Below are 25,082 nucleotides of genomic sequence, written 5' to 3' on the forward strand. Positions count from 1 at the left end.
CCCTAGTCCTGACTGCGATACGGGAGTGTTGTCACGTCGAACGCATCGTAGTGGCGGTCGTACGTAAGGATGTGATCGACCCCTAAGGCGTCCATATGGGCTGCAACAGTGAAATCGGTGAGTGACGCATCCAGATCCGTCCACTCAACGAACGTTGCTTTGGCGTCATCGAAAACGTCCTTGGAGACGGATTCGAACTGATAGAGCGTGCTCTCATCGAGCGTCGTCAGGAACGAGGCTGCGTTCCGCATCGACGCCTGTTTTTTCAGCCGCGTGGCGGCCTCGTCGACGATGTGATCGTTGACGATGAGGCGACGATAGGGGAGGTCACCGTCGCGGACAAAGGTCATGAACGCCCGCGAGACTGCGTGCATCTGATCTTGTGGGTTGAACAATGCGTACAGGAACTTCGGCCCGACGACGACCTGGTGACGGACGTGCCCCGGGCGAAAATGCTCGGCTGTGACCGTGCCGATCGGGGTTTCGACTGGTTCAGCCATCCGAATTCAGGATTGTGCCGACGGGTCGTCGGCGAGCGTGAACGATTCGTCGCTCCCATGCCACTCGTCGACGAGATCCTCTTCTTCGCGGGCGTCCGTCGCCGCCGACGCTGGGAGCGATTCGTCCTCGAGGTCGTCGAGGACTGTGAACGCCGGGTCGTTCGGGTCAGCCTGCTGCTGGCGTTCGATCCACTCGAGAAGCGCCTCGTGGCCGGCTTCCTTGAGCGAGAGGCCGTGCTCTCGCGCGAACTCCCGGAAGCGTTCGTATTCGTCCTCGTTCAGTTCTGTTTGCACGTGCTTGGTGTCGTTGCTGCTCATAGGGACCCCAGTTGCTACTCCCATCTACTTGCTCATGAAGTATAAGATGTTCGCATAAGATAGTTCATGGCTCATACTCAAACGGGAGACAGGGCGGACTACTGGCCCTGACGTTGAAATACGAATCCGGGACAAACCACACCAACCGATGCGTGATCGCTATCTGGATTTCGAGGAACTGCGGCCGACCGGTGAGGCGTCCCACATTCCGGACACGAGGCTGGACGACGGGTGTGAAAGTGACCCTCGGCGGCAACGCGTCGCGACGAGCGCTGGTGACTACCCTGATGCGCCGACGGCCGCCGATGGCGAGTGCCGGTCCTGTGGGGCGTCAGTCCCAGCCGGCCAGACGAAATGCCGGTTCTGTCTCAGCAACCATCTCGGGAGTGACGCCACTAGCACGAACGAGACAGCGTCGACGACGTGCCTCGGCATCGTCCACCTGGTCGTCGAGTCGACCACGTTCTACGGCGCCGTCGCGAAGGGCGGCGCCGCGGCGAACCTCCTCTCCGCCAACGACGCGGAGCCGGCCGTCGACGACTACACGCTCATCTACGATCTCGACGAGGCGCCGGCGCGCCAGCTGGTCGAGCAATGGCCCTCACTCCCCGGCGCGGTACAGGTGGCGTCAGCAGAGGGAGAGCGGCTTCTCAGTGCCGCCCGTGACCGAACTGGATGGAACGGGCAGGAAGCGTCGGAGCGTCAGGAGCAGGCCCCGACGCGGCTCTACGACCAGCGTGGGGACGGCATCCGCGACGCGTCGCGTCTCGACGCGGTCCTCGACGACGCCGACGACGCGGTGTGGCTGGTTCCAGCGATAGCGCTGACCGAATCTACTGGCGAGGCTGCAGCTGATCGCCAGGCGATGTCGGTACCGACGACGCAGGAACTCGAGTGTCAAACCTGTGGACGGGCGACCGACCATCAGTTCAAGACCCACGAGTCGGTCCCGGATGAGGCGTGGACGGGACAACCGATCTGGGAGTGTCGGGTGTGTGGCTCGGCTCGCTACGGCCCCAGCAAAGCGGGTCAGGACTCGTCTTAACCAACATAGCGACACAGAAACACACCAATGTTGGTTAACGAGCAGGCCCCGTCCGACAGCTACCCGCAGCCGGAGAGGTTTCTCTGCGCCGTGAATCGGCGAGGCGCTTCAAATGGATCCACGCAACACACCCGGATATCGACTGCATCGCTCACTCACCAATCTCAAACGCATCGAGACGGCCGGACTCGACAACGCAGATCAGGAGCGGATCGAGGCAGCGAGAGCTCTCCTGCAAGACGTGAGTCTGCTCTCCCAGCCGGAAGACAGCGGGGACGCCAATACGCAGGTCGAGTCCTGAGCGGCGTCGCAGCGCGGGATTTGGCTGGATCGCCTCGGAGAGTGTTTATCGGCCCCAAGAAGGGTGCGGGGCGGACCAGTCGTGGACGGTTTCGGTGGGGCAAACCAGATGCGGGCGCGTTCGACAGCGCGCTGGTGGGGCGACCAAGACGACCAGTCAGTATCAGAGGGTGATGAGTCGTGACTGAACTCACAAAAACGCTGGAACTGAAGCTGGTAGACCCGAACGCTCACAAACGGGAGAAGTTCCGTGAGACGCGGGCGGCCTACCAGCAGGCGCTCCAAGAGGCCTTCGACGCCGACTGTACCACTCTGGGGGAAGCGAACGACATCGTGGGTGACTATCAGCTGAGCGGTTACGCAAAGAATGCCCTGAAGCGGTATGTCCCGCAGCTAACGACGACCTATGGGGCAAATGAACTCAGTGACGATCACCCTGTCCGCTTCACCAACGAGGGGGTGAAGATCGACCACAAGCCCGAAAACACAATCGAGTGGTACGTCAAAATCCCACACCACGAGGATTACCACCTCTGGGTACCAGCACAGCCGAACCCCGAGCAACGGGACTGGCTTGAAGCCGTAATCGCTGGTGACGCAGACGTGGGGGAAGGTCGTTTGCTCAAGCGGGAGGGAACGTGGTATTTCCATCTCATCGCGACCCGTGACATCCCGCTCAACTCCGAGGTTCCTCCCGAACAACGTACACCCATCGGCGTCGATATCGGGGAGGCAAGTCTCGTCACGGTGTGTCACCGCGACGAGCATGGGTCCCCGACAAACCCTGAGCTCTGGACGGATGAGGGGAGGACTGTTCGTCGCCTCCGCAAGCGCTACTTCACCACGATGCGGCGACTCCAAAGTCGCGAGAGCGAACGGATTGCAGACACCTTCGGCGACGAGTTGTGGGCGCAAATCGACGATATCCTCCACACCGTCACCAGGGGAGTGGTGGAGTACGCTGAGTCAGTCGAGGCGCCGGTTCTCGTGCTCGAGGATCTCACCTACATCCAGGAGTCGATGGACTACGGGGACTACATGAATCGCCGGCTTCACGGCTGGGGATTCGCGAAACTCCACGCCCAGATCACGTACAAAGCCGTAGAAAGGGGGATCCCCGTTGCAACAGTCGATCCGCGGAATACCTCCCAAGAGTGCCATGCGTGCGGTGAGGGAGGAACCCGGCCCCAACAGGCGACGTTCAAGTGCTCCAACGACGCTTGTTGGATCGAAGAGTACCAGGCAGACATCAACGCCGCACTCAACATCGCAGATCGCTACCTCAGCGGAGAGAGTCGTTCCAGAGAACACGAGAACGACGATGACTCGGCTGAGGATGGGGCCTCGTTGACCGGGCCACAAGACAGCCAGGCCGATGCTGAAACCCAGCAGGCGACGCTTGGAACGTATGCGTCTTGAAACCGTATAGCTGAGCAACCGCTCAGCTTGAAATCCCGTGGCGGGATTTCCACACCAAACTGGTGTGGGCGGAGGTCAAGGGACATCGCGCACTCTTTCCGAGCGATATACCGAGCGGTGCTTTCCAGTGGACGTCGGAGTTTTGTGAGATACTACAGGCGATGAAACAGCTGCTCAATACGTGTGCGAACTGCGAAGTTGTGGTGGCTCGGTCGTCACCACTGAACGCGGTTCTTCTTACGTGATATCTGTCCCTAACACGTCGAAACTCCGCGGTAACTCCGAGTACGGGTCAAGGTGTTTGATTGAAATCGCCGGGTTCCGAATCGCTTCAGCACCCGATTCGTTCCGTTGTTTCAAATGCAAGGATACTGTGACGGCTGTCACTCGACGGGTCGATGCGAGCTGCCGGCCAACTTCGGTACGAATGTCGTCAACGAGCTCCTCGGCGACGTCAGCCCCGAACGGCGCGTCAATATGCAGGATATTCGGGTGTTCCTTCCCGAATTTCCGACGCGCCTTATCTACTTGCCCGGCGACGCGAGACACCCGGTTTCTCTCGAAACGCGACGGCACACAAGAGAATTTCAAGCCCGTGAACAAAGTCCGGGCAGGCGTGTCAATTAAATCTGCGTTGAAACACGATTCGACATCATTCACACCGAGATCGTCCCCGACGGCCATCTTCACGAGTGGTTGCAGGTACGTTTCATACACCTCATCATGCTTCGCAAGCGCATCCTGCCCAGTATCGATCACCCACACCCCTTCCTCGTGCCGTTTTTCGATGTTAAACACCGTCACGGTTCCGAATGGCAACGATACTGATACCGACCCGTTCCGTACACGCTCCGGGAGATTGTCAGTTACACCGGTAAGATCGCTCATCTCCGGCTCAGACGAGTACTCGTAGACGGCCGCGTGACCCGGGTCTAAGTGCTGGACGGTCCGGTTGTTGAGTTCATTAGCGATGCTTTTCGCTTTCTCAACTGATTCGCTCACCGCATCAACACGTTTGCATTCAACGAAAACTTTGAACGGTGTTCTAAGTAGGATATCCGGCGTTTTCGAATCGGAGCGGTCCTCGGCGAGGAACTGCACGGTGTGCCCGCGGCGGTCGTAGAAGTACCCGGTTCGGAGCTCGTACAGTGTGCGTTCATAGTGCCGTGAGTTCCGAATCCCGTCTCTGAATTGCTCTCCGAGAGTAACGTCAATTGGTTCGAACGTGGCCGGATCGACGACGGTTGCATCGGACTCGGTTAACTGTATGACACACCGACCGAGGTCGAGGAATTCCAACGTCGGCATCGATAACTCCGGGAAATGCGATTCGAATTCATCTTCGACGTACCCGAGTTCTTTCTGGGCGCGTCGATAATTCTGCACGAGTTGAGGGGCTGTTTTGTGCGAATCGGCGTCCCGGTACTTTTCGACTTGCTCCTCAAGCCAACGTTCGCCGATGAATTCGGCGGCTTTGCCAAAGCAGTCGTCTTGGGGTAATCGCTCAGGCATCAATTATAGTGTGATTGTTCTGATCATCTGTTTCGTTCATTTGTTTCAGAGTAACCCTGCCGGTGTAGTGGTTTTGGAGGTGTGTCCGATGTCTTCCCATTCTCGTCCAGAATGGAGTCAAGTCGGTGTCTCACGATGCCCGTCACCCCCAGTTTGTCACGATTTCCTAGCCGGGAAGTGAGGTTAACGTAGACAGCATACTACATAGTAGCGTTGAGTATGCAGCTAGAATCTAGTGACGACTTGTTCTATATTTCGCAAGTGGGGTGTGTTCACCAAACTCCCTGTACCTACTGATTGTGGACGAATACAGTGTGGCAAGAGGGCTGTAGCAAACCTGAGTGGTAGCACACGCTCCATTACTCTCATTGGGGGGGCAGCGAGCCTGAAGCTCAAGCACCGAATCTCGGTTGAGTCGCCGTTCGGTGGCGACGACACCGACTCCAAGTGGGCGAAACAGCTCCTCGCAGAGCTTGCCGATGGCCTCGAGGCAGAAGCCGTCAACGGCTACCTCGCCGGCGAGGATCGACCGTCGACGGTCGTCGAGCCGAAGTCCCGCGCCACCGGGCTCACCCTCGACGAGATCGTCGCTGACCATCTCGACTATCTCCACCACGAGGCGTTCTTCGTGGTGTCGACGACGTTCGAGGTGACCGCCTATCGGACGCTGTGGTTCGGGCTCCAGTACGACTCGGAGACTGTCGGACAGGGAGAGACAGTCGGACAGGGAGAGACAGTCGGGAACGGCGCGCTCGCGACGGTGCGCTGGTACGACGGCGAGCCGGTCGGCGACGGCCACCTGCAGGGCCAGTTCGCGGCCCTCAAAGACGTCGTCGGCGATATGCTCGACAAGGGCGTCTTCACGCCGTCGACGGCGAGACAGTACCTGAAACGGAAGCTGGCCGAGCGAGTTGGAGACCGCCAGGAGCTGCTCATTCCGACCTGCGAGTCGCAGGTAATCCAAGCGGACTGAGTTGACGGTGTACCACGGTGAGAGAAGCTTACCGGCCGCTACACCTCCTCCTCATCTCGAATGACCATCACCTTCACACGCCGAACGCCGTCGAAATCCCGGAGGCGGTAGGTGAGGTCACGAACCCGCTCAGCTGACCCGCGGCAGAAGAGCGACTCAAGACACCACTCCCCTTGGTGCGTGTGACTCGTGTTGAGAATCACGTCCTGGTAGTCGTGTTGGACGGCGTGGAGTTCCTGGATAACGTCGTGGTGTCGATAATCGAATCCGACGAGCGCGACGATCTCGCCGGACGTATCCTCGAGCCGAGAGTGGGCTTCGATATATTCGAGCATCGCCTCCCGAACGGCCCGGGAGCGATTCTCGAGGCCCTCGTCTTGCCAGACGCGATCGAACTCTGCGACCACCTCGTCTGGGATGTTGAAACTCGTTCGCATGTGTTCTCTCTCGCCACCAGCCCACAATAGTTCCCCGTCCCGTATGACGAATCCCCGAGTTCGGTATTAACAACCGTTATTCACCTCGTTAGCCGAGTGTCTCCTACGATGTTACACGGTGAAGCGCTCGGGCTCCTGATCGGGGCCGTTCTACTCGGTGCAGTCCACGGGATCGAGCCAGGCCACGGCTGGCCCGTGGCCGCTTCGTATGCCCTCGATCAGACGAACAAGTGGGTCTACGGGTTTGCGGCGAGTTTCATTCTCGGCCTGGGCCACCTCGTCAGTAGTATTGCGATGGTGGCGGTGTTCTTCTACGCGAAGGGATACTTCAATCTCACACAGGTCAACGAGCCAATCCCAGTCGATCTGTTCTCAGCGACAATTTTCATCGGCGGGCCGGTTAGCCTCGTCGCCGGCGTGTTGCTGATCGCGCTCGGAATCCGCGAATACGTCCACGGCCACTCACACGGCACCCACGGTGAGGGTCACGGACATAACCACGACGACGACCACGATCACGACCACTCGCACGGGCACGACCACGACCATTCACATGACCACGGAGAAGATGGCCTTCTCGCTCGAGTGAAGGGCGTGATTCCGTTCGTGGGAGGCCACTCCCATTCACACGACGACGTCGATCAGGCTGCAGAACGTGGGCTCTTCGGCATCGCATGGTTCGCGTTCGTACTTGGGTTTGCCCACGAGGAAGAGTTCGAGATCATCGCGCTGTGTGCCGGGTCGAACTACTGCCTCGAACTGATGAGCGCCTACGCTATCACCGTCATCATCGGCATCGTCGGACTGACGATGCTGTTGATCGCCGGCTATCAGCACCACGAAGAGAAGGTCGAACAGTACACCCCGTATCTGCCGGCGTTCTCTGCGGCTGTGCTCATCATTATGGGCCTCGGATTCATCACCGGATTGCTATGAATCTGCCCGGTAAGAAGGTCGCTATCTCTCAGGCGGATATTCAGTCGTCTCCCTCGACACCTGACGGTTACTGACAGCCCTGTTTTTCTGGGGCACGAAGGGGTGAGCCCCACATGGGCTCGTGGTTTGATGACCAAAGACCCAGCTGAGGATCCATTCAACGACTGCGAATTAGACCCCGAAGCGATTCTCGGGACACACACCTTCGAAGACGTCCTGTTCACCGACGACACGAAAACCCCGGTGAACGTGCTCACCGGCGAGACACCGGCACATTCGCAAGCAACCCTCGAGGAAGCGAAGGTGTTCGCTGCCAGTATCGACACGGAGACGCCCCAGATCGCGCTCCCCGCATCCGTCGAGTCGCAGGTCGAAACACAGAGCAAGCCCTACACGGCGGCCGCGTTCTTCCACTTCAAGGCGACAGGCTCGCTCGCACGCCACCGTGCTTACCACGCCGCTTACGAGTCGGACGCGTTCGCGGTCGACTTCGAGGCCGACTACGAATCGGGCGACCTGACCATCACTGTCGAACGAGCGGACGAATCCTGAGAATCCGCCGTCACGAGGAGAGTTTTTCGAGCGCCGGCGATGGGTGCCGGCGCAGCTGGAGCGAGCAACGACCCCCGGTGCGTCGGCGTTTCGAGGTGTTCGAGATGCATATGGTGATTTACGCACTGGTAGAGGCATCGACAGAAAACGAAGCAGTAGCTACAGGGAAACGGTGTTCAATCGATTAGTCGGATCGAAGCCACATTCTTGCGCCGTCTTCGACTATTCTGTGCCCTTCGACGAGGGCACGTCGGTTGCGGGGAAGGCGCGGTGGGGTGAACTCCCGACTGCAGCCCCCGTCGACTCTGATGATGGCCAAGCCCTGCTTGAGCGTGGCTGGGAGGCAACGAAGGAGGAATTCGAACGCAACCTAGATCGGGTGAAAGAGGCCATCGAGGAGCTCTCTGCGGAGGAAATCATGCGCGACGAGGACCTCGCCCGGCACGCCTTCCACCAAGTCGGTGCGTACGACGGCCCGACGATCTTCCTGTACACCGAACACGGAACCGGCATTCGCCACCGAAAACAGTTGAACCGACTCCTCGAGGAGAGTGAAGCGCTCTGGATCGTGCCCGCTGACGTCCACTTCTAAGAATGCCCAGGATTACCAACTGGCGACGCGAGAGCCGCTCGCCGACGCTCGCGTATCGGAACACCGAGATCGGCGCTCGGGCTGTCATGCATCGAGCCCCGGACTCCTACCGGTACAAATGGCGTGGGGCAATCCTCGTCGACGGCTACCCGGTATGGTCGCGGGGGTACGAGACGAAGGACGCGACGTCGTTCCGTGACGAACTCCGGGAGCGGCCGGCCCCGGACCTCAGCTGCCCGGAGTGTCCGAACAACGACGTTCGCGTCGGCGAGAAAACAGCAGATAGAGCGAAAGTCCAGCGGTGGTACAACTGCCCTGACTGCGGATACGAAGCCCCCTCACGCATCGTCTACGGCGCCGAACGCTGAGTGGGTGAGCCCGTGCTGGGCGCTGTTTTTTTGCCGGGCACGAAGGGGTGACCCGAGTCAGTCGGGTCAGTCCAACAATGAGTCTCGAAGTACGTGACCGACACAGTAAAGCACTGTTCGAGTTCCTCTGGTGCCCCGTCTGCGGGCAGGAGGTCTTCACCCACATCCCCTTCGAGGGGGTGTTCTGCAAGCACTGCAACACCCAGGTCGAACTCCAGGAATCCCGGGAGACACGTGGCTACGAGGAGGCCGTCCTCGCCTGCTTCGACACGGACTCAACCTGGAATCTCCACGTCGACGAGAAACTGCGTCGCGATCTGCCTGATGGGTCGGCGCGCGTGAAGATCCTCGGCGCACCGGGCGCCTACAAGGTCGACTGGTGGAGTCCAGAGCCGGACGACGAGTGGGAGCCGGTCGAACGTGGGGAGTTCGACGACGTCGAGGAGCCGGACGAGGTGTCGCATCTGGCGTAGCAGAACTCCCACAACACCCTCTGCGTATGCGTTGTATAGCGTCCCTACGGGTGAATAGCCATTAGTTCAGCGTTCGCTCCGCAGTCCGTGTTTTTCGACCCCCGGGGATGGGTGAGGGGTTCGCCAGGATGGCGGACGCCTCGAATTCGGTGAACGACCGATGCCAACGAGTGACATCTACGCGCGTGGCTTCGACGAGGACGTACAGACTGATGGCAACCAGTGCCCGGAGTGCGGTGGCCGCGTCGCAACGAACGTCCAGGAGACGGTCTGTAAGGACTGTGGGCTCATCGTCGACGAGCAGCGCATCGACCACGGGCCGGAGTGGCGACCGAGCGACGCGGACGACAAAAAGCGGACTGGCGGGCCACTCATGGTGGCGCGCCACGACCGTGGGCTGTCGACGGAAATCGGGAAACACACTGACGCGGCGGGGAACACGCTCTCGGGGCGGAAGCGCCGACAACTCGCTCGGCTGCGCCGCGAGCAGTCCCGGGGACGGTTTCAGTCGAAAGCCGAGCGGAACCTCGCACACGGCCTGGGAGAAGTGCGGCGAATCAGTAGCGCGCTGGGCCTCTCGGAGACGCTCCGTGACCAAGCGTGTCAGCTGTTCCGGAGTGCGCAGAACGAGGACCTCCTGCGAGGGCGGTCGATCGAAGCGATCGCCGCGGCGAGTGTCTACGGCGCGTGTCGCTGTACTGGCCGGTCGCAGACGCTGGACGATGTGGCGGTCCCGGCGCGCGTCGCGCAGTCCCGCGTGAAGAACGCGTATCAGACACTGAACGCAGAGCTTGGCTTACCGGCGAAGCCAGTGCAACCGAGCGCGTTCGTGCCGCGGCTCGTCTCCGAGCTCGCGTGTCCGGACGAGGTTCGCCGACAGGCGCGGATGCTCGCGGAACGTGCAGAAGCGGCTGGCGTGACTGACGGTGTGCATCCCGCTGGCTTCGCGGCGGCGTGCCTCTACGAGGCGCTATGCGAGTGTGGACGCCACCCGTTGAAGACGAGGGTCGCGGAGGTGGCGGACGTCTGTGTGTCGACGGTTCGGACGCATCAACAGACAATCATCAGCCTCACCGCAGAGTAGTCCTCGACGGTCGTTCTGAGAGGGGCTATGCCCAGTTGTGATCGTCGATGCCCTCGTAATGTTTCAGACGGCTATCGATCTCCCAGGCCTCCCAGCCGCACTCGTGGTAGAGAATATCGGCGAGTTGGTCGAAGTTGCTTTTGTCCAGCTCAATACCGCGGTTCCCACGGTAGCTGAGGCACGGTTCGCTTCGAAGCTCGGTGTAGATCTCCCGAGCGGTCGGATAGTCTCCATCGATTGATGAGAGGTTTAGGAGCGTGTCTTCTGGAATCGGCGTCCCCTACTTGTGTTTCGCGATCATCGTCGCCAGAAGGGCGCATTTTACCGACGGCTTCTCGATGCTCGGATAGATAGATTATATACGGATAAACCCTGTTAATGGCTGTTAACATGGGTGGGGACGCTTATCCAGGCGGAGGTGTTGTTTCGCTGTATGAGCAGCATGGAGGACGCGGCCGACCGTGGCCAGAAGAAGGAGCTCCGCAAGGAACATCCGAGCGGATGGCTCTACCTCACGCAGCACGACGCGATTCCCATCCTTGTAGACGCCCTGCTTGACCTCCCGCCCAACCGCGAGTTCAATAAAACCGAACTCGCAGAGCATGCTGGTGTCACGCGTCAGACGGTCGGGAACTACACTAACCTGCTAATCGAGGTCGAACTCATCGAGGAAGTTCCGCACACGTCCCCACGCCGGTACCGCGTCGCAGACAGTGACGTTGTTCGCGAACTCTTCGAGCTGAACAGCGCGCTCAACAACGTTGGCGGCGAGTAGTCAGGCCATCAGCTATCCATCCGAGAATGGTAGGTAAGCCCGCAACGCCGAAGCCAAATGACCGACACAGACGAGCGTAAGCAGCTCGACGAGAAGCACGAGCGCGTCCGCGAGCGGCGCATCGAGGGCGTCAAACGCTGGGTCGAATACATCAAGTCGGAGCCCGTCGACGTGTGGGGGCCACAGCAGAACGCGGTTGTTAATAGTCAACTCGAGGCCGCACAGGAGGCTGCCGTATCGGTAGCCCACCAACAGCACGTCGCGGACGTTGCCGCGGACATTCTCGCGGAGCAAGACGACTCGGCGTAGCGTGTCGACAGTAGCGTCACCCGCCACAGCGGCTTCCCCTTTGAATATTTGAGTGAGGGGAAATTATTTGAATCGCGCGGAGCAAGAGATAGGATGATGGCTGAATCGAACCCGGAGTCGTGGGCGGACATGAGCGGGCGTGAGCGTGTCCGCCACGTTGTGGAGCTGCTGGACGAGCCAACGCCGGTCCAGGAGATCGCGGACCGGGCAGATGTCTCGCGCGCGACAGCTGACGATGAGCTTCAGCGACTGCAGAGTGACGACTGGGTCACTGAAACGACCGTCGACGGAACGAAAGCCTACGACCTGAACCCCGTGCGAATGCTCTTCGACGAAGTGACGGACCTGATCGAGGCGAACTCGCGCGACGAGCTAGAGCGTCAGCTCACAGCGCTGAAAGACGAACAGGAAGCATTAGCGACGGAGTACAACGTCAGTTCACTCGACGAGTTCCGGGAACAACTCGCTGCCGAAGAACTCTCGGCTGCGGAGCTTCGTGAGCGACGGAATGTCGCCGCTACGTGGGAGGCGATCGATACGGAACTCGGGCTGGTGAAACACGCCCTCCAGCTGTACGATGACGTTCTCGAACTCTCGTCACCGCGGACTGATTCCCCCTCGACATTCGCCTTATGGTCGTCTTCCTCGCAAACCGAGTAAACTTGCAGAGCAAGCGGCTCCACGACCGCATTCGGAACCGACTCAGTGGTGCGTTTGACGACGTTCGGCGGCGGCGTGCCGAGCCACGCGAAGCCGGCCCGTATCGTGTCGTCAGCGCTGTGAACCCGCGGCAGTTTCTGGACGACGCTGCGTACCCGGTGACGAATGCACGGGTTGAGATCGGGTTTCAGCTACAGTCTGGGGCGACCCACGAGTACTACTGGGTCAACTGGGTTGAACCAGATCGGAGTCTGCTGGTAGGCTGGCACCAAGACGATACACACGATTCACTCGGCCCAGTTCACCTGCAGGTGAACGACGGCACGACGACTGTCGCCCACCAGTCCGCGCAGTTCATCGACGCACACCCGCTGGCGGTTGTCGAACGCCGACTCGCCTCGCTTGGAACCGTGGTCCGTGCGGTCGAGTGGGAGCAGGGCCGACCGGTTGGATTCGACTCCGGCTCCCTGGAGTAATCCCGCCTCTTCCTCGCACAGTTGCCGGTCGCTACCTCGAGGCTGCACAGGTCGCTGGCGTATCGGTTGGCTGCCCGCTCGCTGCTCGAACCGCTGGCGGCCCAGTGCTTAACCAGTTCCCCCCGAAACACGGCGGTGATGCCCTCCAGACACGCGTTCCTCACCGGAGTCGCCGGCCTCGCCGCGACGACGCTGGCGTCGCCCGCTAGCGCGGCCAGTCCACCGGCCCAGACGTGGTCCCGCACGTACGAGCCCAAGGGGAACCGACAGACCCTCGTCCACGATATCGTCCCCCTGGAGTCGGGGTTCGGGCTCGTCGGACTCAGCGGGACGCTGCACGAGTACACCGGCTGGCTGAGTCGCGTAAATGTGGCTGGCCGCTCGCAGTGGCACACGCTCGCGGGGCCGACTGACGGGTCGTTCCTCGCTGGCGCGCCGGAAGCCGGTGAGCCTGCTGGCCTCGTAGCGACGGGCGTCACCAACGTCGGCCAGGGCCCATGGACCCCGGACTACAGCGACCCGTATGTTGTACGAGCGAATCTCGCAGGCGAGCTATCGTGGACGAAAACGTATCAGCCAACCCTCCCACATGGCGGCGCGGACACGCTCGCGAGCGTTCCTGACGGGTTCGTCCTCGTCGGCAGCGGCGGCGATGATAGCACGCACCCGTGGGCGGCCCGGATTACCGGTGACGGCACGCAGCAGTGGACGTACCACCACGACGAGGCTGGCTCGGTGAACGCTGCGCTCGGGCGTGACAGTGGCGCGGTCGTTGCCGGGTCGACGTGGCCAGCGGGCGCGGACTCGCCAGCGCCGCGTGCTCGCCAGGAGGCCGCGTGGATCGTGCGACTCGCTGCCGACGGAAGTCTCGACTGGCAGTGGCGCGTCAACCCCGAGAACGGGGCGCGCATCGAGGCGCTGGCCCCACACCCCGATGGCGGTGTGGTCGCGGTCGGGCGTCGTGGCTTCGCGACGGAGAACCGGGGCGTCGGCTGGCTGGTCGCCCTCGACGCGGCGGGGAATCGGCGCTGGGCACGGACGTACCCGCAGGAGTCGTGGAACTGGCATCAGGACGTCGTCTCCGTCGATGGTGGGTACGTGCTCGTCGGGACACGTGAGATGGACGCGGAGACGGACGCGCGTGGGGCGTGGCTGCTCCGTGTCGACGCTGACGGGCGCGTGGTCTGGGATCTGCAGGCGGCGACCGGGACGGACGCACAGACCGCTCACGCACTCCCCGACGGTGGGATCCTGGTCGCCGGGGAGCGCGCCACGGATGCCCGTGAGCGGAACGCTGGCTGGCTCGGGAAGTTCGGTGGCGAGCCAGCGCCCGGATCGAATGGCGGGCCGAATGTCTCACTGCCGTCCCCACCTAGCTGGGCCGGACCAGCCCTCGCTGGTGGTGTCGTTGGTGCTGTTGGCGCGCGTGCCGTTGCGCGCTGGCGACAGTCACGTTCGGACGTCAACCAGTGAATCCTACTCAGTGCAGCGTGTGCCTACTCTCGGGAGCACGTCGTCCAGCAGAACTAACCTTCTTGCAGTAGCGCATGCAGACGATGGCGTCTCCGACTGACGGTGAACGACCAACGGACGCGGTCACCGTCGCCCAGCGGTATCTCAGCTATGAACGACCGCTCAGTACGCTTGTTGGCGTGGTCGTTGCCTCGGTGTTCCTGGCGACATACCTGCTGAGGGGGCTGCTGGCTGCGGTCCTCGTTGGCGCGGCGCTGGTCGTTGTCATCCGTGCTCCAGTGCTTCGACCGCACGGAACGATACGGCTCCGGAGTGACGACGATGTGGAAACGGTGCGTGCTGCGTTTACGGGGCTGACACCGCCCGTCCTCGCGTTCCAGTGGGGAATCGCGGATGCTGTGACGACTGCGAACGGCGTGCCAACCTACGTCGTGTCGTATCTGTTCGGCCTGCGAACGAACGAGGTGACCGTCCAAACGGACACGGCGCCGACAGCAGGCGGTGACACCCGCGTAACACTCGACGTCACGATCAACGGCCACCCGTGGGCGACGTACACTGCGACGATTCGGGACGATAGCGACGAGACTGTCGTCGACGTTGCATACGTCGCCGAGCGCGGCTTCGGTCTGCGACGCCTGCCACAGCAGCTCGTGCTCCGGCACTACAGAGACGAAGCCCTCGAAGCGCAGGGGTATACGGTCGTCGAGCGCGACGCACAACTTCGGTAAGCCCCAGGATGACTCACTTCGGCCGCGTCAGTTTTTACTCAAAACGTTCTCCGAAACGCTGTGTTCGTGTCTGTTGCGAGAGGTTGTACTGACACGGATGGCGCGTCACAACATCTATTGCGATGGAGAGGGAAAGTAGAGTAAGATGGCCACAAACAACGACAAAATCCAGTTTCGGGGTGAAACTGAGAAGAAGGCGACTCAGATTGTCGATCAGATGCGTCTTGGTGGGATCAACATCAGTGAGCTTGCTCGACAGGGCCTTCAAGAGAAACTCCGAGAAGTCCTCTCGGACGAGGAGAAGATCACCCTCCACCAGCGATACAAGCAGGGAGAGCTCTCTGAAGAAGTTGCAGAGATCCTTCTTGGTGATGGCTTAGACGAAATTGAGCGCGAGCGGGAGGCCTTCGAGGAGGCTGCAGAGCTTGATACGACCGGAGTTTTCCAGAAGTGAAGATGGTGGACGATGCTGTGCGCCATCCAGTCATCGTTGATACGGACGCAGTGATCGCCGTAGCGAACACGAATCTCTGGTCTCGAATTTCGGACAATCTACAGCTGACAACGACGAACGTCTGTTATCACGAGCTGAAGCGCCACGTTCGCGAGATGTCTGAGTACGCGCCTGAAGGGACGAGAGAACGGTGGATGCACGATGGGAGCAAGAGGGCAATTGAGTCGTTCGACGACGAGGATCAGCCGTTTACGACGGTCCCGTGTGTTCCCCGACCGCATGGCGAGGATGCTGGGGAGAAGTCCGTGAAGACGGAAATCGAACAGAATACAGCGCTGTACCGGTTCGCTATTTTGATGGATAAGCACGGACGTCGGGCGATTAATCGAGTATTCGACGACGCAGAAGAGACGACTGGGAAGGCGGTTGCTCCCACGTTTTTGCTGTATCTGTTACTAGACGAGGGGGCGTGCACTGTAGCTGAGTTTTGTCAGGCCTGTGGCGAGATGCTTCGAGGAGAAGGCTGGACAGGGTATCAAGCGATTCAGGCAGCATGGGAAGCGATCCCGGTCGATTGCTCGCAGTATCTCCCGAACGATCTACTGCCATGAATACTCCTGACTAAAGAAATCGGACTACCAACTACTGCTGAGGGACACGTCTGCGCACGGTGACAGCGCGAGCACTACCGTCGCGTCCTCACGTGATTCGGTGACGGTTATCCCTCGTCCACGACACAGCGGTTTTTCGTGCGCCGCGAGGGGTGCGGCGCGCCTCCTGAGAGGCGGGTCGTGGTGACACGTAGCGAGCGGAAGCCCACCCCTTTAGGGGTGGGTGTAAGCGACAGCATCGCCCACCAGTCCACGCGCTACGACTCGTCTGGATGTTCAACCGCTTCCAACCCCGCTTCGATAATCTCTCGATAGGCGTCTTCGAGGCTCGCGTCCTGCTGTTCAGCGTAGTCTTTCACCCGCCCGTTCAGCGTGTGTGAGATGTCGATGTTCGGTCGCATCGTTTATGTCCAAAAGACATATAGACGTAGAACTACAAATGTCTGTTGTCGTGCGGCGAACCAACACGTTCGCGGTTCGGCCGCTCTCCCCCAAGGACGAGCAACTGCTCCGCGAGTTGTTGGACGCCTCCGCCAGCCTCTGGAACGAACTCACCTACGAACGTCGCCAGAACTTCTTCGACGGCGAGAGTGTGTGGGATACCGCCGACTACCGCAAGCAGTACGTCGGTGTCCTCGGCTCTGCCACCGCTCAACAGGTCATCCGCAAGAACAGCGAGGCGTGGCGGTCGTTCTTCTCTGCCCGAGAGGATGGCGAGGACACCGCCCCGCCCGGCTACTGGGGCAACGAGGCCGAGGGCCGGGAGTTGCGGACGTACATCCGCAACGACCAGTACACCCTCGAAACCGGCGGGCGGAGCCGCCTCGAAATCCCTGTGGGACAAGACCTGAAAGATGAATACAGGCTTGGCTACCACGACCGTCTGCGCCTCGAAGTCGCTGGCAACCCCAATTGGGAGGGCGAACAGGGCCGGTTGGAACTGTACTACGACGAGGTGGCCGACACGTTCAGGGCCATTCAACCCGTCACCGTGCCTGATTCTCGACGGGATTCACCACTGGCTTCGGAAGAAGCCGCGCTGGACGTGGGCGCGAACAACCTCGTCGCCTGTACCACCACCACCGGCCAGCAGTACCTTTACGAGGGCCGCGACCTGTTCGCCCGCTTCCGGGAAACCACCGAGGAGATTGCCCGCTTGCAGTCCAAACTCTGCGAGGGCCGGTACAGTAGCCGGCTGATTCGACGCCTCTATCGCAAGCGGACGCGACGGCGCGACCACGCACAGGACGCGCTCGTGCGCGACCTGATGGAACGACTGTACGACAAGGGCGTTGCCACGGTGTACGTGGGCGACCTCACCGATGTCTTGTCGGAGCACTGGTCGGCAGAGGTGAACGAGAAAACGCACCAGTTCTGGGCGTATCGCTCGTTCATCGACCGGCTCGCCACGACCGCCGAAGAGTACGGCATCACGGTCGAAGTAAAGTCAGAAGCATACACGACGGCGGAGTGCCCCGAGTGTGGCGAACGCGATGATACAGAGCGGGACGGCGATGTGTTCCGCTGTCTGTGTGGCTACGAGGGGCACGCCGACCTCGACGCGTCGCGGACGTTCCTCGAACGACAGGCTGGCGAATCCGAAGTCGGGTCGATGGCACGGCCCGTGCGCCTCAAGTGGGACGACCATAACTGGTCGGAGATACCATACTCTCCCGAGAGGGTAAGTCCCAACGAGGAGCGCACAAACCGGAGTACCCGCAAGGGGAAACTTGCCTCCGTGGGTGCGGCATAGCCAACACCCCCACCGGAGGAATCCCACCCCTTCAGGGGTGGGAGGATGTCAAGGCTAGTTCCTCGTCGGTCTCCTTCGCTGAGACCGACACGCGATCAGACGAGATGCACAGCACCATCGAAGCGTGGATTGACGAGCTCGTGGCTGGCGTCGACGACGCGCAAGCCAGCGACGAATTCCAGGAATGGTTGGACGTCCAGAGTCGGTTCCACGACTACTCGTATCGGAACACGCTGCTCATCAAGCGCCAGTGCCCGGAGGCGACCAAGGTTGCGGGCTACCGGACGTGGCAGGAGGAGTTCGACCGCCACGTCCAGAAGGGCGAGTCAGCCATCTGGATCTGGGCGCCAATCATCGCCAAGCGGTGCCCGGAGTGCGAGAATTCGCCGAGCTACCACGACGACAGCGACTGTGAGTACGACGAGACGCCGCCCGAGGAGTGGTCGAAAGGCCTGGTCGGATTCAACCCCGCGCCCGTCTTCGACATCTCCCAGACGGAGGGCGAGCCGCTTCCCGAACTCGACACTGCAGCGACTGGGGAGGCTGGCGAGCTCGCGCCACGACTCTTGGACATCGCGGACGAGCTTGAGGTGACGGCGCGCATCGTTCCTGCGGACGAATGGACGCATGGCGACGCGAAGGGCGTCTGTGAACGGCTCAGCCCCATGGATGCGCAGCCGGTTGTGGAGGTTCGTGACCGGGAGAACGACGCGGACCTCGCACGGACGCTGATCCACGAGTACGCGCACGCGTTGCTGCATGCTGGCGTGACCGAGACGGCTGAACGGTCGAAGCGTGAAGTCGAGGCGGAATCAGTTGCGTACATCGTCGGGCGGTACTGCGGGCTAGACACGAGTCGGTCGGCGTTCTACCTCGCCGCGTGGGAAGCAGACGACGCTGAGGTCGTTCGTGACCGGCTTGACCGCATCAGTCGGACGGCCGAGCAGCTCATCGAGACGCTGGAAGCCGATACCTGAATTATTAACCAACATCTGCTGCCGACCCGCGCCTTTGTTGGTTAAGATTGTTTATCCCCATAACCGAGGCAGCATAGCTGAAGCTGAGCAGAGGGTAGATTCTATGCAGAAACACACGCGGAGTACCATCGAAAAACCACAACGTGGACATCAGGCACGCTTCCTCGGCGACCGTTTATTTGATATGCAGGCGTAAAGCACTAGCATATCATGTCCGACGCTGAGACCTCGACGGGTGACGACGGCCCGGAAACCGTCCAGATCAATCTCCGACTCACACAGGCGTTCCTGGACGATATCGACACTACCTGGGAGGAACAGGGGTTCAACTCTCGCAGTGAGTTCCTGCGGTACGCGGCACGGGACGCGGTCAAGCACCCCGAATTCTCGCGCGAGGGCTGGAAGCAGATTGCCGCGAGTGAACACGACCTCCGGACCGGCGAGGCCGAACTTGTCTCCCGTGAAGACGTTCTGGCGATGATGGACGACGACACGGATGGCGAGTAGCAACAACGAGTGGGCGTGGATGTTCGCGCCTCGTGCAGCCACGCGGTTTGAGGACCTCACAGCGGGACAGCGCGGAAACTCACCCCCTTAGGGGTGGGTTCTCGCTCGCTATGTATCACTAACAACGGCATCGAGTTCGGGCTCGTCAAAGTCGAGTGCGTCCGCGACAGCGTCCGGAAGATCCGGGCGGGGCGCCGATTCGTGGCGCTCGATTTTCTCGGTTTTCCGCGTGTTTTCGTAGAAGGCGCGTGCGACCGGGAGGCCACGGAGGTACTTGTAGTCGTGGAGGATCTCGACGCCTCGCTCAGTGAAGCCGTAGAACTGAGCGGGAAGATCACGTGTTCCCTTGCTCGGTTCGTACGTGTAGCGTGCGAGGAGCCCGGCGTCGATCAGCGTCTCCAGCTGGTCTTTGATGGCCGCTTGGCTCTTCCCGGTCATATACTCGAGTTCGGCGAGCGACATCAGGTGGGCGGGGTGGCCCAGCAGCTCCTGGATGATGAGATGGCGCGTATCCTGGGACAGCAGCTTGAACAGCCGCTGCTGTTCCGCGAATGGCCCCGCATCGGCTGCGCTAGTGCCGGTTTCGCTCATACGTGCTGGTACGAAGCGGGGCGCTATAACAGTTCGGGTCATCCAAGTTGGTTAAATCAAGAACAGCCAAAGTGATTCAGAAGGAGTAAGGTGGTGTGATTTGAAAGAGCGACTAATGACCGATCCAAGCCCGCCACCGGATGCTGGAGAGATTATGACCGTTGTTCACGAGGCCGTCGGGGGCATCGAACTTGATCCTGCAGAGAAACGGGAAATCTGGCGGTTCACGCAGCGTGAATTGCCGTATCTCTGGAGTCAGCGGACATCGTATTTCATCTTGGGGAGCTATCGCGACCCCTATCTCCGCCGACTTCGCGCCGTCCAGAACGAACTCACGAAGCAGCTCGGTGCCTATCCGTTCATCATGGGAGACCTCCTCGAACTGCCGACTGATCGGCTCAATACGTTCGATATCATGTTTTCGTTGCTTGCGACCTACAGCGACTACATCGTCGGGGTCTTCGAGAAGGAGAGTGGCGGGGAGGCCCCTGAATTGGGCGAGATCGATGACTCGCCTTATTTCGACAAATCATACGTGTTCCCGCGGGATTACGCGTGGGTGACTGACGCAAACCTTGACTCGAAACAGCACGTCATCCAAGCCGCCCTCGGGATCGCGTTCGCAGACGAGTTGTCGACGGATGAAGTCCAAGCAAAAGTCGAGTCGCTCGTTGATCGTGCCCAAGAGAGCGGGCTCGATATCGACGAACAGGAGGTTTGGGAGGTGATCGACGACCGGGCAGATGAGGGCGAAGAGCCGGCAACGTACAGTTGGGTCCATCTCAACAAGTTCCGCAAATTCGAACTCCACGATCGGTGCTTCCCGTGGACGACAGAGAACGAACTTCGAACACTGGTTGCCGAACTCCCGTCCCCGACACCACGCCCAGAGTGGGAAGCACGTGGTGATAGCTGACCGTTCAAACCGCTCAAAGCATATGCGCTCGGTCGCGGTCGTGTTTGTCTGCGCCCGCGGAGCGGTGGAGGCGCACTCGCGCCTTCATCGAACCATGTCTTCCCAGCAACTCAGAGTAATTCCAGAATCGGTCCCACAGGGCATCGCTCGGGCTGATCTCGACCCACGAACGAGGCGAGCGCTCGAGGAGGCGATGGCCGTCTCTTTGCTCGAAAAGGGCGGCCGTTACGAGGTGCGGTCCGCGTCCGGAAACTGGTACGAAGTCGACGTCGTCGCCGAGACGTGCACCTGCCCGGATTGGGAGTATCGCACGCCCGAGGGTGGTTGCAAGCATCTACGGCGCGTCGACGTCGAACTCAAACTTGGTCGGGTTCCCCGGCCGGATGGTCGACTGCCGGACCAGGCGCGCACGAGGCTTAACCAACAGAACGCCCCGTAAGCGAGGTTCTGTTGGTTAACCATGAGTCATCATGCCAGAGCCACCAACCCCACCGACAGGACCGCCCGGCGAGCTCGTCGACTCGTTGGAGGCGTGCTCGCCCGAACAGCTACGACAGATTGCGACGTACGCCGACGAGCTCGCGACGTATCGAGACAAAGAACCCGCGGAGACAGTTGCGGACTCCGAGGACGACCGGCCGGATGCGGTCCCTGCGAAGGCGTCGATCACGGTCAAGGAGATCAACGACAACCGCTACTACTACTGGCAGTGGCGGGACGGCGAGCACGTCCGCTCGGTGTACAAAGGACCCGTCAATCCGGATGACTGACGCCTGCTTGCTCTGAGACGTTTATTCTGCTTCCTCTTCGAGGTCGACGTACTGCTGTTCCCATTCGCGGCGCGCGGCGATTTCGCGGCGGCCGCGGTCGGTGATCGTGTAGTAGTTGGTGCGCTGGTCGAGTTCACCTTTGTCGATGAGACCCTTGTCGACGAGCGTGTCGAGGTTGGGGTAGAGCCGGCCGTGGTGGACTTCGGACTCGTAGTACTCTTCGAGTTCGTCTTTCACGGCGAGGCCGTGCGGTTCGTCCAGACCAGCGACCACATACAGGAGGTCTCGCTGGAAGCCGGTGAGATCGTACATAGTTTGGCTGAAACTGCCAAACTGTATAATTCTTGTTAATGGCGATCGCGATACGAACCCAGCGAATGGACATTCTACTGGCAGTGTCGCTGCTCATAGCCCACGGATAGACCCGAGTACGTTCTTCGCGGGGCACCGTCACCCCACACCTCCTTAGATGTTGACTGGTTCTGTTCTAGGTTATTTTTTGAAATACTAGGAGAAAATATATACCACCTCCCTCTGTCACTTTTCGACTGCGTGTTGACAAGTAGCACACCAGAGCGCCCCCGGTAACGTCCCCAAAGAGCAGACTACTGCATCATGGCCCGATACGTCCCCTCCAAATCCACTGCCAGTGACGCCGACGCACCATCAGTCAGCCACCTCCCGCGCAAGGTCGCTACCACCATCGTCCTCGTCAGCTTACTCATGGTCCAGCCGGCGGCCGCCCAGAGTAGCGCGGTCTGTAGCGCGGACAACCTCCCGAGCATGATTGAGGGGTTCTTCCAGCTGACGACCGCGCTGGGCATCGTCGGCCTCGCCGTCGTCTGGCAGGCCGACTCACTCATCGAGATGTTCACGCTCAGCCCGGAGCGCAAGAAGGGGTTGAAGCGGCACAAGCGCTCGGCGATGAAGTCGGCGGTCGTCCTCGTCGTGCTCGGCCCGCTGTACACGGTCGCCGGCTCGATGATGAACCTGCCACTCGCGACGTGCGTCGATCTCGTCCCCTGGTAGCGTTCTGTTCATGCACTACCGAGCGCGCGTTGTCGTGGCTGCGCTGGTCGTCGCTGGCGGCATCACCAGCGTCGTTGCTGCTACCCCACCACGGCCGGGGACCGAAGCCAACGGGCTCACCGAGAACGAATCTGCGACGCTGTGGTCGCGGGACACTGACGACTACATCAACCAGACGACGTACCGCGAGCGATACGGCGAGAACCGGACGGCCGTCCAGCAGGTTGCGAACGGGACGGACGTCACGTTCACGCGGCCGCCCGCAACCGCCGCCACGTGGACACGCAACGACTTCCAGGATCTCGATGCGGGCGGCTCGAACACGTCCGTGCATCCACCACACGCGAACCTCACGGATAGCGTCTTCATCGAGAACGCCCACGCCACAGTGTTCGCGGTGCAGCCGTCGACGCGCGCCCACCTCGCTGCGGGGACGAGGCCACTGTATATTGCACCGAACGGCACCCTCCGTGGGTTCGTGGATTATCGCGTCCGCCTCCCGGAGGGGAATGCGACGAGTGAGTGGTCGCTCGTTGACCATTCGGTCGACACCGTCCGGCTGCAGGCAGACGGGGTGCCGCTTGCCGAACAGAATGGCTCCCACACGCCCGTCCTCGACTATCAGACGACCCGAAATGGGAGTGCGACGCTCTCGTTTACCGCCGAAATCGACGTTCGCGTGCGGCAGACGACGCGCATCGATCACGGGAACACGACCAGCGTGGATATCACCTTTCACGCGGACTCGGTGACCGTCTCGGATACGCTCGATGTCGCGTTCTACAACCTGTCGGCGACCGCCCACTACGCGTCGTATCCGAACGGCGACGCTGGCGTCGCGGTCTTCCAGTCGCGGCCGTGGCAGGGCTTCACGCTTCCCGAGCGCGGCGCGCGAGTCCGTGGCATTTGGCGGTTCTACACCGCCCGCAATTCGGACTGGGAGACGCTCATCACTACGAACGCGACGGGGCAGTCGGTAGTCGAGTCACCCGCGCTCCCGGTGGGCGTGCACGCCTACCCGTCCCAGATTGGGCCACGTGACGAACCCGTCCGAGGTGGCCCCGAGTTGCTCTCGACGTGGGGTGGCGACCAAGCAACACCCGCGGGGACGATTGGGGAGAACGTCTCCATCGACGTCGTGAACCAGTCCTACCAAGCGACGTACGGGGTCGCTGCCCGGACAGACAGTCTTGAGCGGGAGTCACTCCACGTTGCAGGAATCGTCCGTGGCGTCAACGAGACCGTCAAGCCGGCAGCTGGCGCTGACCGCCAGCTTCGTCGGAGCAATCTCTCCGTTGACGTCGTTCGCCAGAATCAGACGGCAGCCGTGCTCCGTGTCGAACTCCGCGATTCGCGTACTGGTGCGCCGATTCAGTTGGCGGACCGTGACCGCCTGCATCTGATTGGTGGCGAGACGCGAACCGGCGCGATTACCATCAACGGCCAGCGTGTCGAAACGAATCGTTCTGGCGTTGCGACCGTCACTGTCGACAACCCCGGCGTATATACGGCGCGCTACCAGCCTGGCTCATGGCTCAGCCACAACCCTGCGTACGTTCCCGCGACGGCGACGGCGCGCTGGCATCCACTCACCACGATTCAGGGCTGGTTCGCGCTCCTCGTCGAGGTTGGCTGGCAGCTCCTCCCGTTCGTTGTCGTGTTCTACGCCGGCACGCGGCTCCTCCGACTGCTCGGCTTCACCACCCGCTTCCAGTAATCATGACCAGACACCTCCAAGACCTTGATCGGCGGACCGCCCTCCGAACAGTTGCTAGTGCTGCGCTTGCCGGTATCGCTGGCTGCCTCTCTCAAGACTCGTCTCCCGGTAATGGATCGAGTGCTGTCGACGGGCCGCTCCAGCAAGTCACGGTCGACGGCACCGCGGTCGTCGTCGGCCTTGCCTCGGAGGCGGACGTGGATCGAATCAATCTCATCCAGCCAAACGGCGAACTCTTCGCCCAACAAGCGGTCGCGGCTGGTGTCCAGCAAGTCTCGTTCGAGATTGGGGCGACCTACCCACCAGGTGAGTACGACATCGTTGCCCTCCAAGGCGAGGAGACTGTCACCGAGCACTCGTTCCAACTCCAGCCGGAGATTCATATTCGGGCTGTCGGTCTCTTCCGAAACCATCCGGAGAAGCCCTGGGACGAGGTGTACGGTGAGTCTGAGACAGATCGGCTGAAGAACGGGGAGGCATTCGTCACAGTCGAAAATACCGGGACTGGCCCTGAAGCAGTAGTTGAGTTAATATTCTTAGGCGACGTCCCGAATCCACTTGAGAACCCTCGCGGTAATGGGATGTACGAAACTGAACGGGTTGTTGTTCCTCCGGGAGAAACAGTCGACCTGTTTAGCGGTTCATTCCCGTTCGGTTCGGAGTCAGAGTCAGGAATGGGTTGTTCTCCCAGCGGAAATAGCGGGCAATTCACGGTGACTGTCAAGACCCAGCACAGTGATGGCCCAGCTTCAAACACGTTCGATGTGCAATACTCTGGCTCTAATGATATGGTTGACTGCGAGGTTTCGATCACGGAGGCCTGA

Annotated in this window: 32 protein-coding genes and 3 pseudogenes; 27 read left to right on the forward strand and 8 right to left on the reverse strand. The window is 60.9% G+C overall.

What is annotated here, in order from left to right:
• Positions 1–2: 2 nt before the first annotated feature.
• Together LT974_RS06685 and LT974_RS06690 are read right to left on the reverse strand one after the other, a co-directional pair.
• Positions 3–500 (reverse strand): type II toxin-antitoxin system VapC family toxin, encoded by a 498-nt coding sequence (locus tag LT974_RS06685; protein WP_232589945.1) that lies wholly within the window; start codon positions 498–500, stop codon positions 3–5.
• A gap of 6 nt (positions 501–506) precedes the next feature.
• Entirely contained in the window at positions 507–818 is a 312-nt protein-coding gene (locus tag LT974_RS06690) for a hypothetical protein (RefSeq protein WP_232589946.1), read from the reverse strand.
• Between the two features lie 148 nt (positions 819–966).
• On the opposite strand from LT974_RS06690, the gene LT974_RS06695 reads away from it, so the two are divergent.
• From LT974_RS06695 to LT974_RS06705, 3 genes are all read left to right on the forward strand, one after another.
• Positions 967–1,863, forward strand: coding sequence for a biosurfactant protein 1 (locus LT974_RS06695; RefSeq protein WP_232589947.1), 897 nt, complete (start codon positions 967–969; stop codon positions 1,861–1,863).
• Positions 1,864–1,975: 112 nt separating this feature from the next.
• Entirely contained in the window at positions 1,976–2,164 is a 189-nt protein-coding gene (locus LT974_RS06700) for a hypothetical protein (RefSeq protein ID WP_232589948.1), read from the forward strand.
• Positions 2,165–2,343: 179 nt separating this feature from the next.
• Complete coding sequence (locus tag LT974_RS06705; RefSeq protein ID WP_232589949.1) at positions 2,344–3,582, forward strand: RNA-guided endonuclease InsQ/TnpB family protein; 1,239 nt, start codon at positions 2,344–2,346, stop codon at positions 3,580–3,582.
• A 237-nt stretch (positions 3,583–3,819) separates the two neighbouring features.
• Here the strand turns inward: LT974_RS06705 and LT974_RS06710 are convergent, their stop codons facing one another.
• Positions 3,820–5,094 carry a hypothetical protein gene (locus LT974_RS06710; protein WP_232589950.1) on the reverse strand — a complete coding sequence of 425 codons (1,275 nt, stop codon included), beginning with the start codon at positions 5,092–5,094 and terminating at the stop codon, positions 3,820–3,822.
• A 348-nt stretch (positions 5,095–5,442) separates the two neighbouring features.
• Between LT974_RS06710 and LT974_RS06715 the strand changes: the two are divergent.
• Positions 5,443–6,067: pseudogene (locus LT974_RS06715) on the forward strand (DUF6735 family protein); the annotation flags it as partial.
• Positions 6,068–6,105: 38 nt separating this feature from the next.
• Here the strand turns inward: LT974_RS06715 and LT974_RS06720 are convergent.
• The gene (locus LT974_RS06720) at positions 6,106–6,504 is read right to left on the reverse strand and encodes a CopG family ribbon-helix-helix protein (RefSeq protein WP_232589952.1); all 399 of its coding nucleotides are present in this window, start codon (positions 6,502–6,504) and stop codon (positions 6,106–6,108) included.
• A 108-nt stretch (positions 6,505–6,612) separates the two neighbouring features.
• Between LT974_RS06720 and LT974_RS06725 the strand changes: the two genes are divergently transcribed.
• The 6 genes and pseudogenes from LT974_RS06725 (at position 6,613) to LT974_RS06750 (ending at position 10,509) form a co-directional block, all read left to right on the forward strand.
• The gene (locus tag LT974_RS06725) at positions 6,613–7,440 is read left to right on the forward strand and encodes a hypothetical protein (RefSeq protein WP_232589953.1); all 828 of its coding nucleotides are present in this window, start codon (positions 6,613–6,615) and stop codon (positions 7,438–7,440) included.
• A 129-nt stretch (positions 7,441–7,569) separates the two neighbouring features.
• Positions 7,570–7,992: a hypothetical protein gene (locus tag LT974_RS06730; protein ID WP_232589954.1), complete on the forward strand. Its 423-nt coding sequence runs from the start codon at positions 7,570–7,572 to the stop codon at positions 7,990–7,992.
• Positions 7,993–8,096: 104 nt separating this feature from the next.
• Positions 8,097–8,584: pseudogene (locus LT974_RS06735) on the forward strand (hypothetical protein).
• A gap of 2 nt (positions 8,585–8,586) precedes the next feature.
• Positions 8,587–8,952 carry a DUF7568 family protein gene (locus tag LT974_RS06740; protein ID WP_232589959.1) on the forward strand — a complete coding sequence of 122 codons (366 nt, stop codon included), beginning with the start codon at positions 8,587–8,589 and terminating at the stop codon, positions 8,950–8,952.
• Between the two features lie 77 nt (positions 8,953–9,029).
• On the forward strand, positions 9,030–9,425 hold the full coding sequence (locus LT974_RS06745) for a DUF7567 family protein (RefSeq protein WP_232589960.1): 396 nt from the start codon (positions 9,030–9,032) through the stop codon (positions 9,423–9,425).
• A 160-nt stretch (positions 9,426–9,585) separates the two neighbouring features.
• Positions 9,586–10,509, forward strand: a complete 924-nt coding sequence (locus LT974_RS06750) for a transcription initiation factor IIB (RefSeq protein WP_232589961.1) — start codon at positions 9,586–9,588, stop codon at positions 10,507–10,509.
• 25 nt (positions 10,510–10,534) lie between these two features.
• Here LT974_RS06750 and LT974_RS17890 read toward each other — a convergent pair whose 3' ends face one another.
• Complete coding sequence (locus LT974_RS17890) at positions 10,535–10,780, reverse strand: hypothetical protein (RefSeq protein ID WP_408611708.1); 246 nt, start codon at positions 10,778–10,780, stop codon at positions 10,535–10,537.
• 162 nt (positions 10,781–10,942) lie between these two features.
• Between LT974_RS17890 and LT974_RS06760 the strand changes: the two genes are divergently transcribed.
• The 8 genes from LT974_RS06760 (at position 10,943) to LT974_RS06795 (ending at position 15,998) form a co-directional block, all read left to right on the forward strand.
• The gene (locus LT974_RS06760) at positions 10,943–11,284 is read left to right on the forward strand and encodes a helix-turn-helix domain-containing protein (protein WP_232589965.1); all 342 of its coding nucleotides are present in this window, start codon (positions 10,943–10,945) and stop codon (positions 11,282–11,284) included.
• Positions 11,285–11,341: 57 nt separating this feature from the next.
• Positions 11,342–11,593: a hypothetical protein gene (locus LT974_RS06765; RefSeq protein ID WP_232589967.1), complete on the forward strand. Its 252-nt coding sequence runs from the start codon at positions 11,342–11,344 to the stop codon at positions 11,591–11,593.
• 129 nt (positions 11,594–11,722) lie between these two features.
• Entirely contained in the window at positions 11,723–12,253 is a 531-nt protein-coding gene (locus tag LT974_RS06770) for a winged helix-turn-helix domain-containing protein (protein WP_232589969.1), read from the forward strand.
• Positions 12,226–12,729 (forward strand): hypothetical protein, encoded by a 504-nt coding sequence (locus LT974_RS06775; RefSeq protein WP_232589970.1) that lies wholly within the window; start codon positions 12,226–12,228, stop codon positions 12,727–12,729. Before LT974_RS06770 ends, LT974_RS06775 begins: the two co-directional genes overlap by 28 nt.
• A gap of 138 nt (positions 12,730–12,867) precedes the next feature.
• The gene (locus tag LT974_RS06780) at positions 12,868–14,202 is read left to right on the forward strand and encodes a hypothetical protein (protein WP_232589971.1); all 1,335 of its coding nucleotides are present in this window, start codon (positions 12,868–12,870) and stop codon (positions 14,200–14,202) included.
• A gap of 83 nt (positions 14,203–14,285) precedes the next feature.
• The gene (locus tag LT974_RS06785; protein WP_232589972.1) at positions 14,286–14,933 is read left to right on the forward strand and encodes a hypothetical protein; all 648 of its coding nucleotides are present in this window, start codon (positions 14,286–14,288) and stop codon (positions 14,931–14,933) included.
• A 145-nt stretch (positions 14,934–15,078) separates the two neighbouring features.
• Positions 15,079–15,387: a hypothetical protein gene (locus LT974_RS06790; protein WP_232589973.1), complete on the forward strand. Its 309-nt coding sequence runs from the start codon at positions 15,079–15,081 to the stop codon at positions 15,385–15,387.
• 2 nt (positions 15,388–15,389) lie between these two features.
• Positions 15,390–15,998: a hypothetical protein gene (locus tag LT974_RS06795; protein ID WP_232589974.1), complete on the forward strand. Its 609-nt coding sequence runs from the start codon at positions 15,390–15,392 to the stop codon at positions 15,996–15,998.
• Positions 15,999–16,255: 257 nt separating this feature from the next.
• Here LT974_RS06795 and LT974_RS06800 read toward each other — a convergent pair whose 3' ends face one another.
• Positions 16,256–16,399: a hypothetical protein gene (locus tag LT974_RS06800; protein ID WP_232589975.1), complete on the reverse strand. Its 144-nt coding sequence runs from the start codon at positions 16,397–16,399 to the stop codon at positions 16,256–16,258.
• Between the two features lie 38 nt (positions 16,400–16,437).
• Here LT974_RS06800 and LT974_RS06805 point away from each other — a divergent pair, with 38 nt between their 5' ends.
• From LT974_RS06805 to LT974_RS06815, 3 genes are all read left to right on the forward strand, one after another.
• On the forward strand, positions 16,438–17,751 hold the full coding sequence (locus tag LT974_RS06805; protein WP_408611699.1) for an RNA-guided endonuclease InsQ/TnpB family protein: 1,314 nt from the start codon (positions 16,438–16,440) through the stop codon (positions 17,749–17,751).
• Between the two features lie 104 nt (positions 17,752–17,855).
• Positions 17,856–18,728 (forward strand): ArdC-like ssDNA-binding domain-containing protein, encoded by an 873-nt coding sequence (locus LT974_RS06810; RefSeq protein WP_232589976.1) that lies wholly within the window; start codon positions 17,856–17,858, stop codon positions 18,726–18,728.
• 210 nt (positions 18,729–18,938) lie between these two features.
• Positions 18,939–19,235 (forward strand): ribbon-helix-helix domain-containing protein, encoded by a 297-nt coding sequence (locus LT974_RS06815; RefSeq protein ID WP_232589977.1) that lies wholly within the window; start codon positions 18,939–18,941, stop codon positions 19,233–19,235.
• A 108-nt stretch (positions 19,236–19,343) separates the two neighbouring features.
• Here LT974_RS06815 and LT974_RS06820 read toward each other — a convergent pair whose 3' ends face one another.
• On the reverse strand, positions 19,344–19,826 hold the full coding sequence (locus tag LT974_RS06820; RefSeq protein ID WP_232589979.1) for an ArsR family transcriptional regulator: 483 nt from the start codon (positions 19,824–19,826) through the stop codon (positions 19,344–19,346).
• Between the two features lie 115 nt (positions 19,827–19,941).
• On the opposite strand from LT974_RS06820, the gene LT974_RS06825 reads away from it, so the two are divergent.
• The 3 genes and pseudogenes from LT974_RS06825 to LT974_RS06835 all read left to right on the forward strand — a co-directional run bounded on the left by LT974_RS06825 (position 19,942) and on the right by LT974_RS06835 (position 21,512).
• Positions 19,942–20,742: a hypothetical protein gene (locus LT974_RS06825; protein ID WP_232589981.1), complete on the forward strand. Its 801-nt coding sequence runs from the start codon at positions 19,942–19,944 to the stop codon at positions 20,740–20,742.
• Between the two features lie 154 nt (positions 20,743–20,896).
• Positions 20,897–21,181, forward strand: a pseudogene (locus tag LT974_RS06830) (hypothetical protein); the annotation flags it as partial.
• Positions 21,182–21,209: 28 nt separating this feature from the next.
• The gene (locus tag LT974_RS06835; RefSeq protein ID WP_232590226.1) at positions 21,210–21,512 is read left to right on the forward strand and encodes a hypothetical protein; all 303 of its coding nucleotides are present in this window, start codon (positions 21,210–21,212) and stop codon (positions 21,510–21,512) included.
• Positions 21,513–21,533: 21 nt separating this feature from the next.
• On the opposite strand, the gene LT974_RS06840 is transcribed toward LT974_RS06835, so the two are convergent.
• Positions 21,534–21,824, reverse strand: a complete 291-nt coding sequence (locus LT974_RS06840) for a PadR family transcriptional regulator (protein WP_232589983.1) — start codon at positions 21,822–21,824, stop codon at positions 21,534–21,536.
• Positions 21,825–22,127: 303 nt separating this feature from the next.
• Here LT974_RS06840 and LT974_RS06845 point away from each other — a divergent pair, with 303 nt between their 5' ends.
• The 3 genes from LT974_RS06845 to LT974_RS06855 are packed head-to-tail and all read left to right on the forward strand — an operon-like array spanning position 22,128 to position 25,082.
• Positions 22,128–22,541 carry a hypothetical protein gene (locus tag LT974_RS06845; RefSeq protein ID WP_232589984.1) on the forward strand — a complete coding sequence of 138 codons (414 nt, stop codon included), beginning with the start codon at positions 22,128–22,130 and terminating at the stop codon, positions 22,539–22,541.
• A gap of 10 nt (positions 22,542–22,551) precedes the next feature.
• The gene (locus LT974_RS06850; protein ID WP_232589985.1) at positions 22,552–24,258 is read left to right on the forward strand and encodes a hypothetical protein; all 1,707 of its coding nucleotides are present in this window, start codon (positions 22,552–22,554) and stop codon (positions 24,256–24,258) included.
• Between the two features lie 2 nt (positions 24,259–24,260).
• Positions 24,261–25,082, forward strand: coding sequence for a COG1361 family protein (locus LT974_RS06855; RefSeq protein WP_232589986.1), 822 nt, complete (start codon positions 24,261–24,263; stop codon positions 25,080–25,082).

The sequence above is a fragment of the Halobacterium noricense genome, assembly GCF_021233435.1.
GTDB lineage: Archaea > Halobacteriota > Halobacteria > Halobacteriales > Halobacteriaceae > Halobacterium > Halobacterium noricense.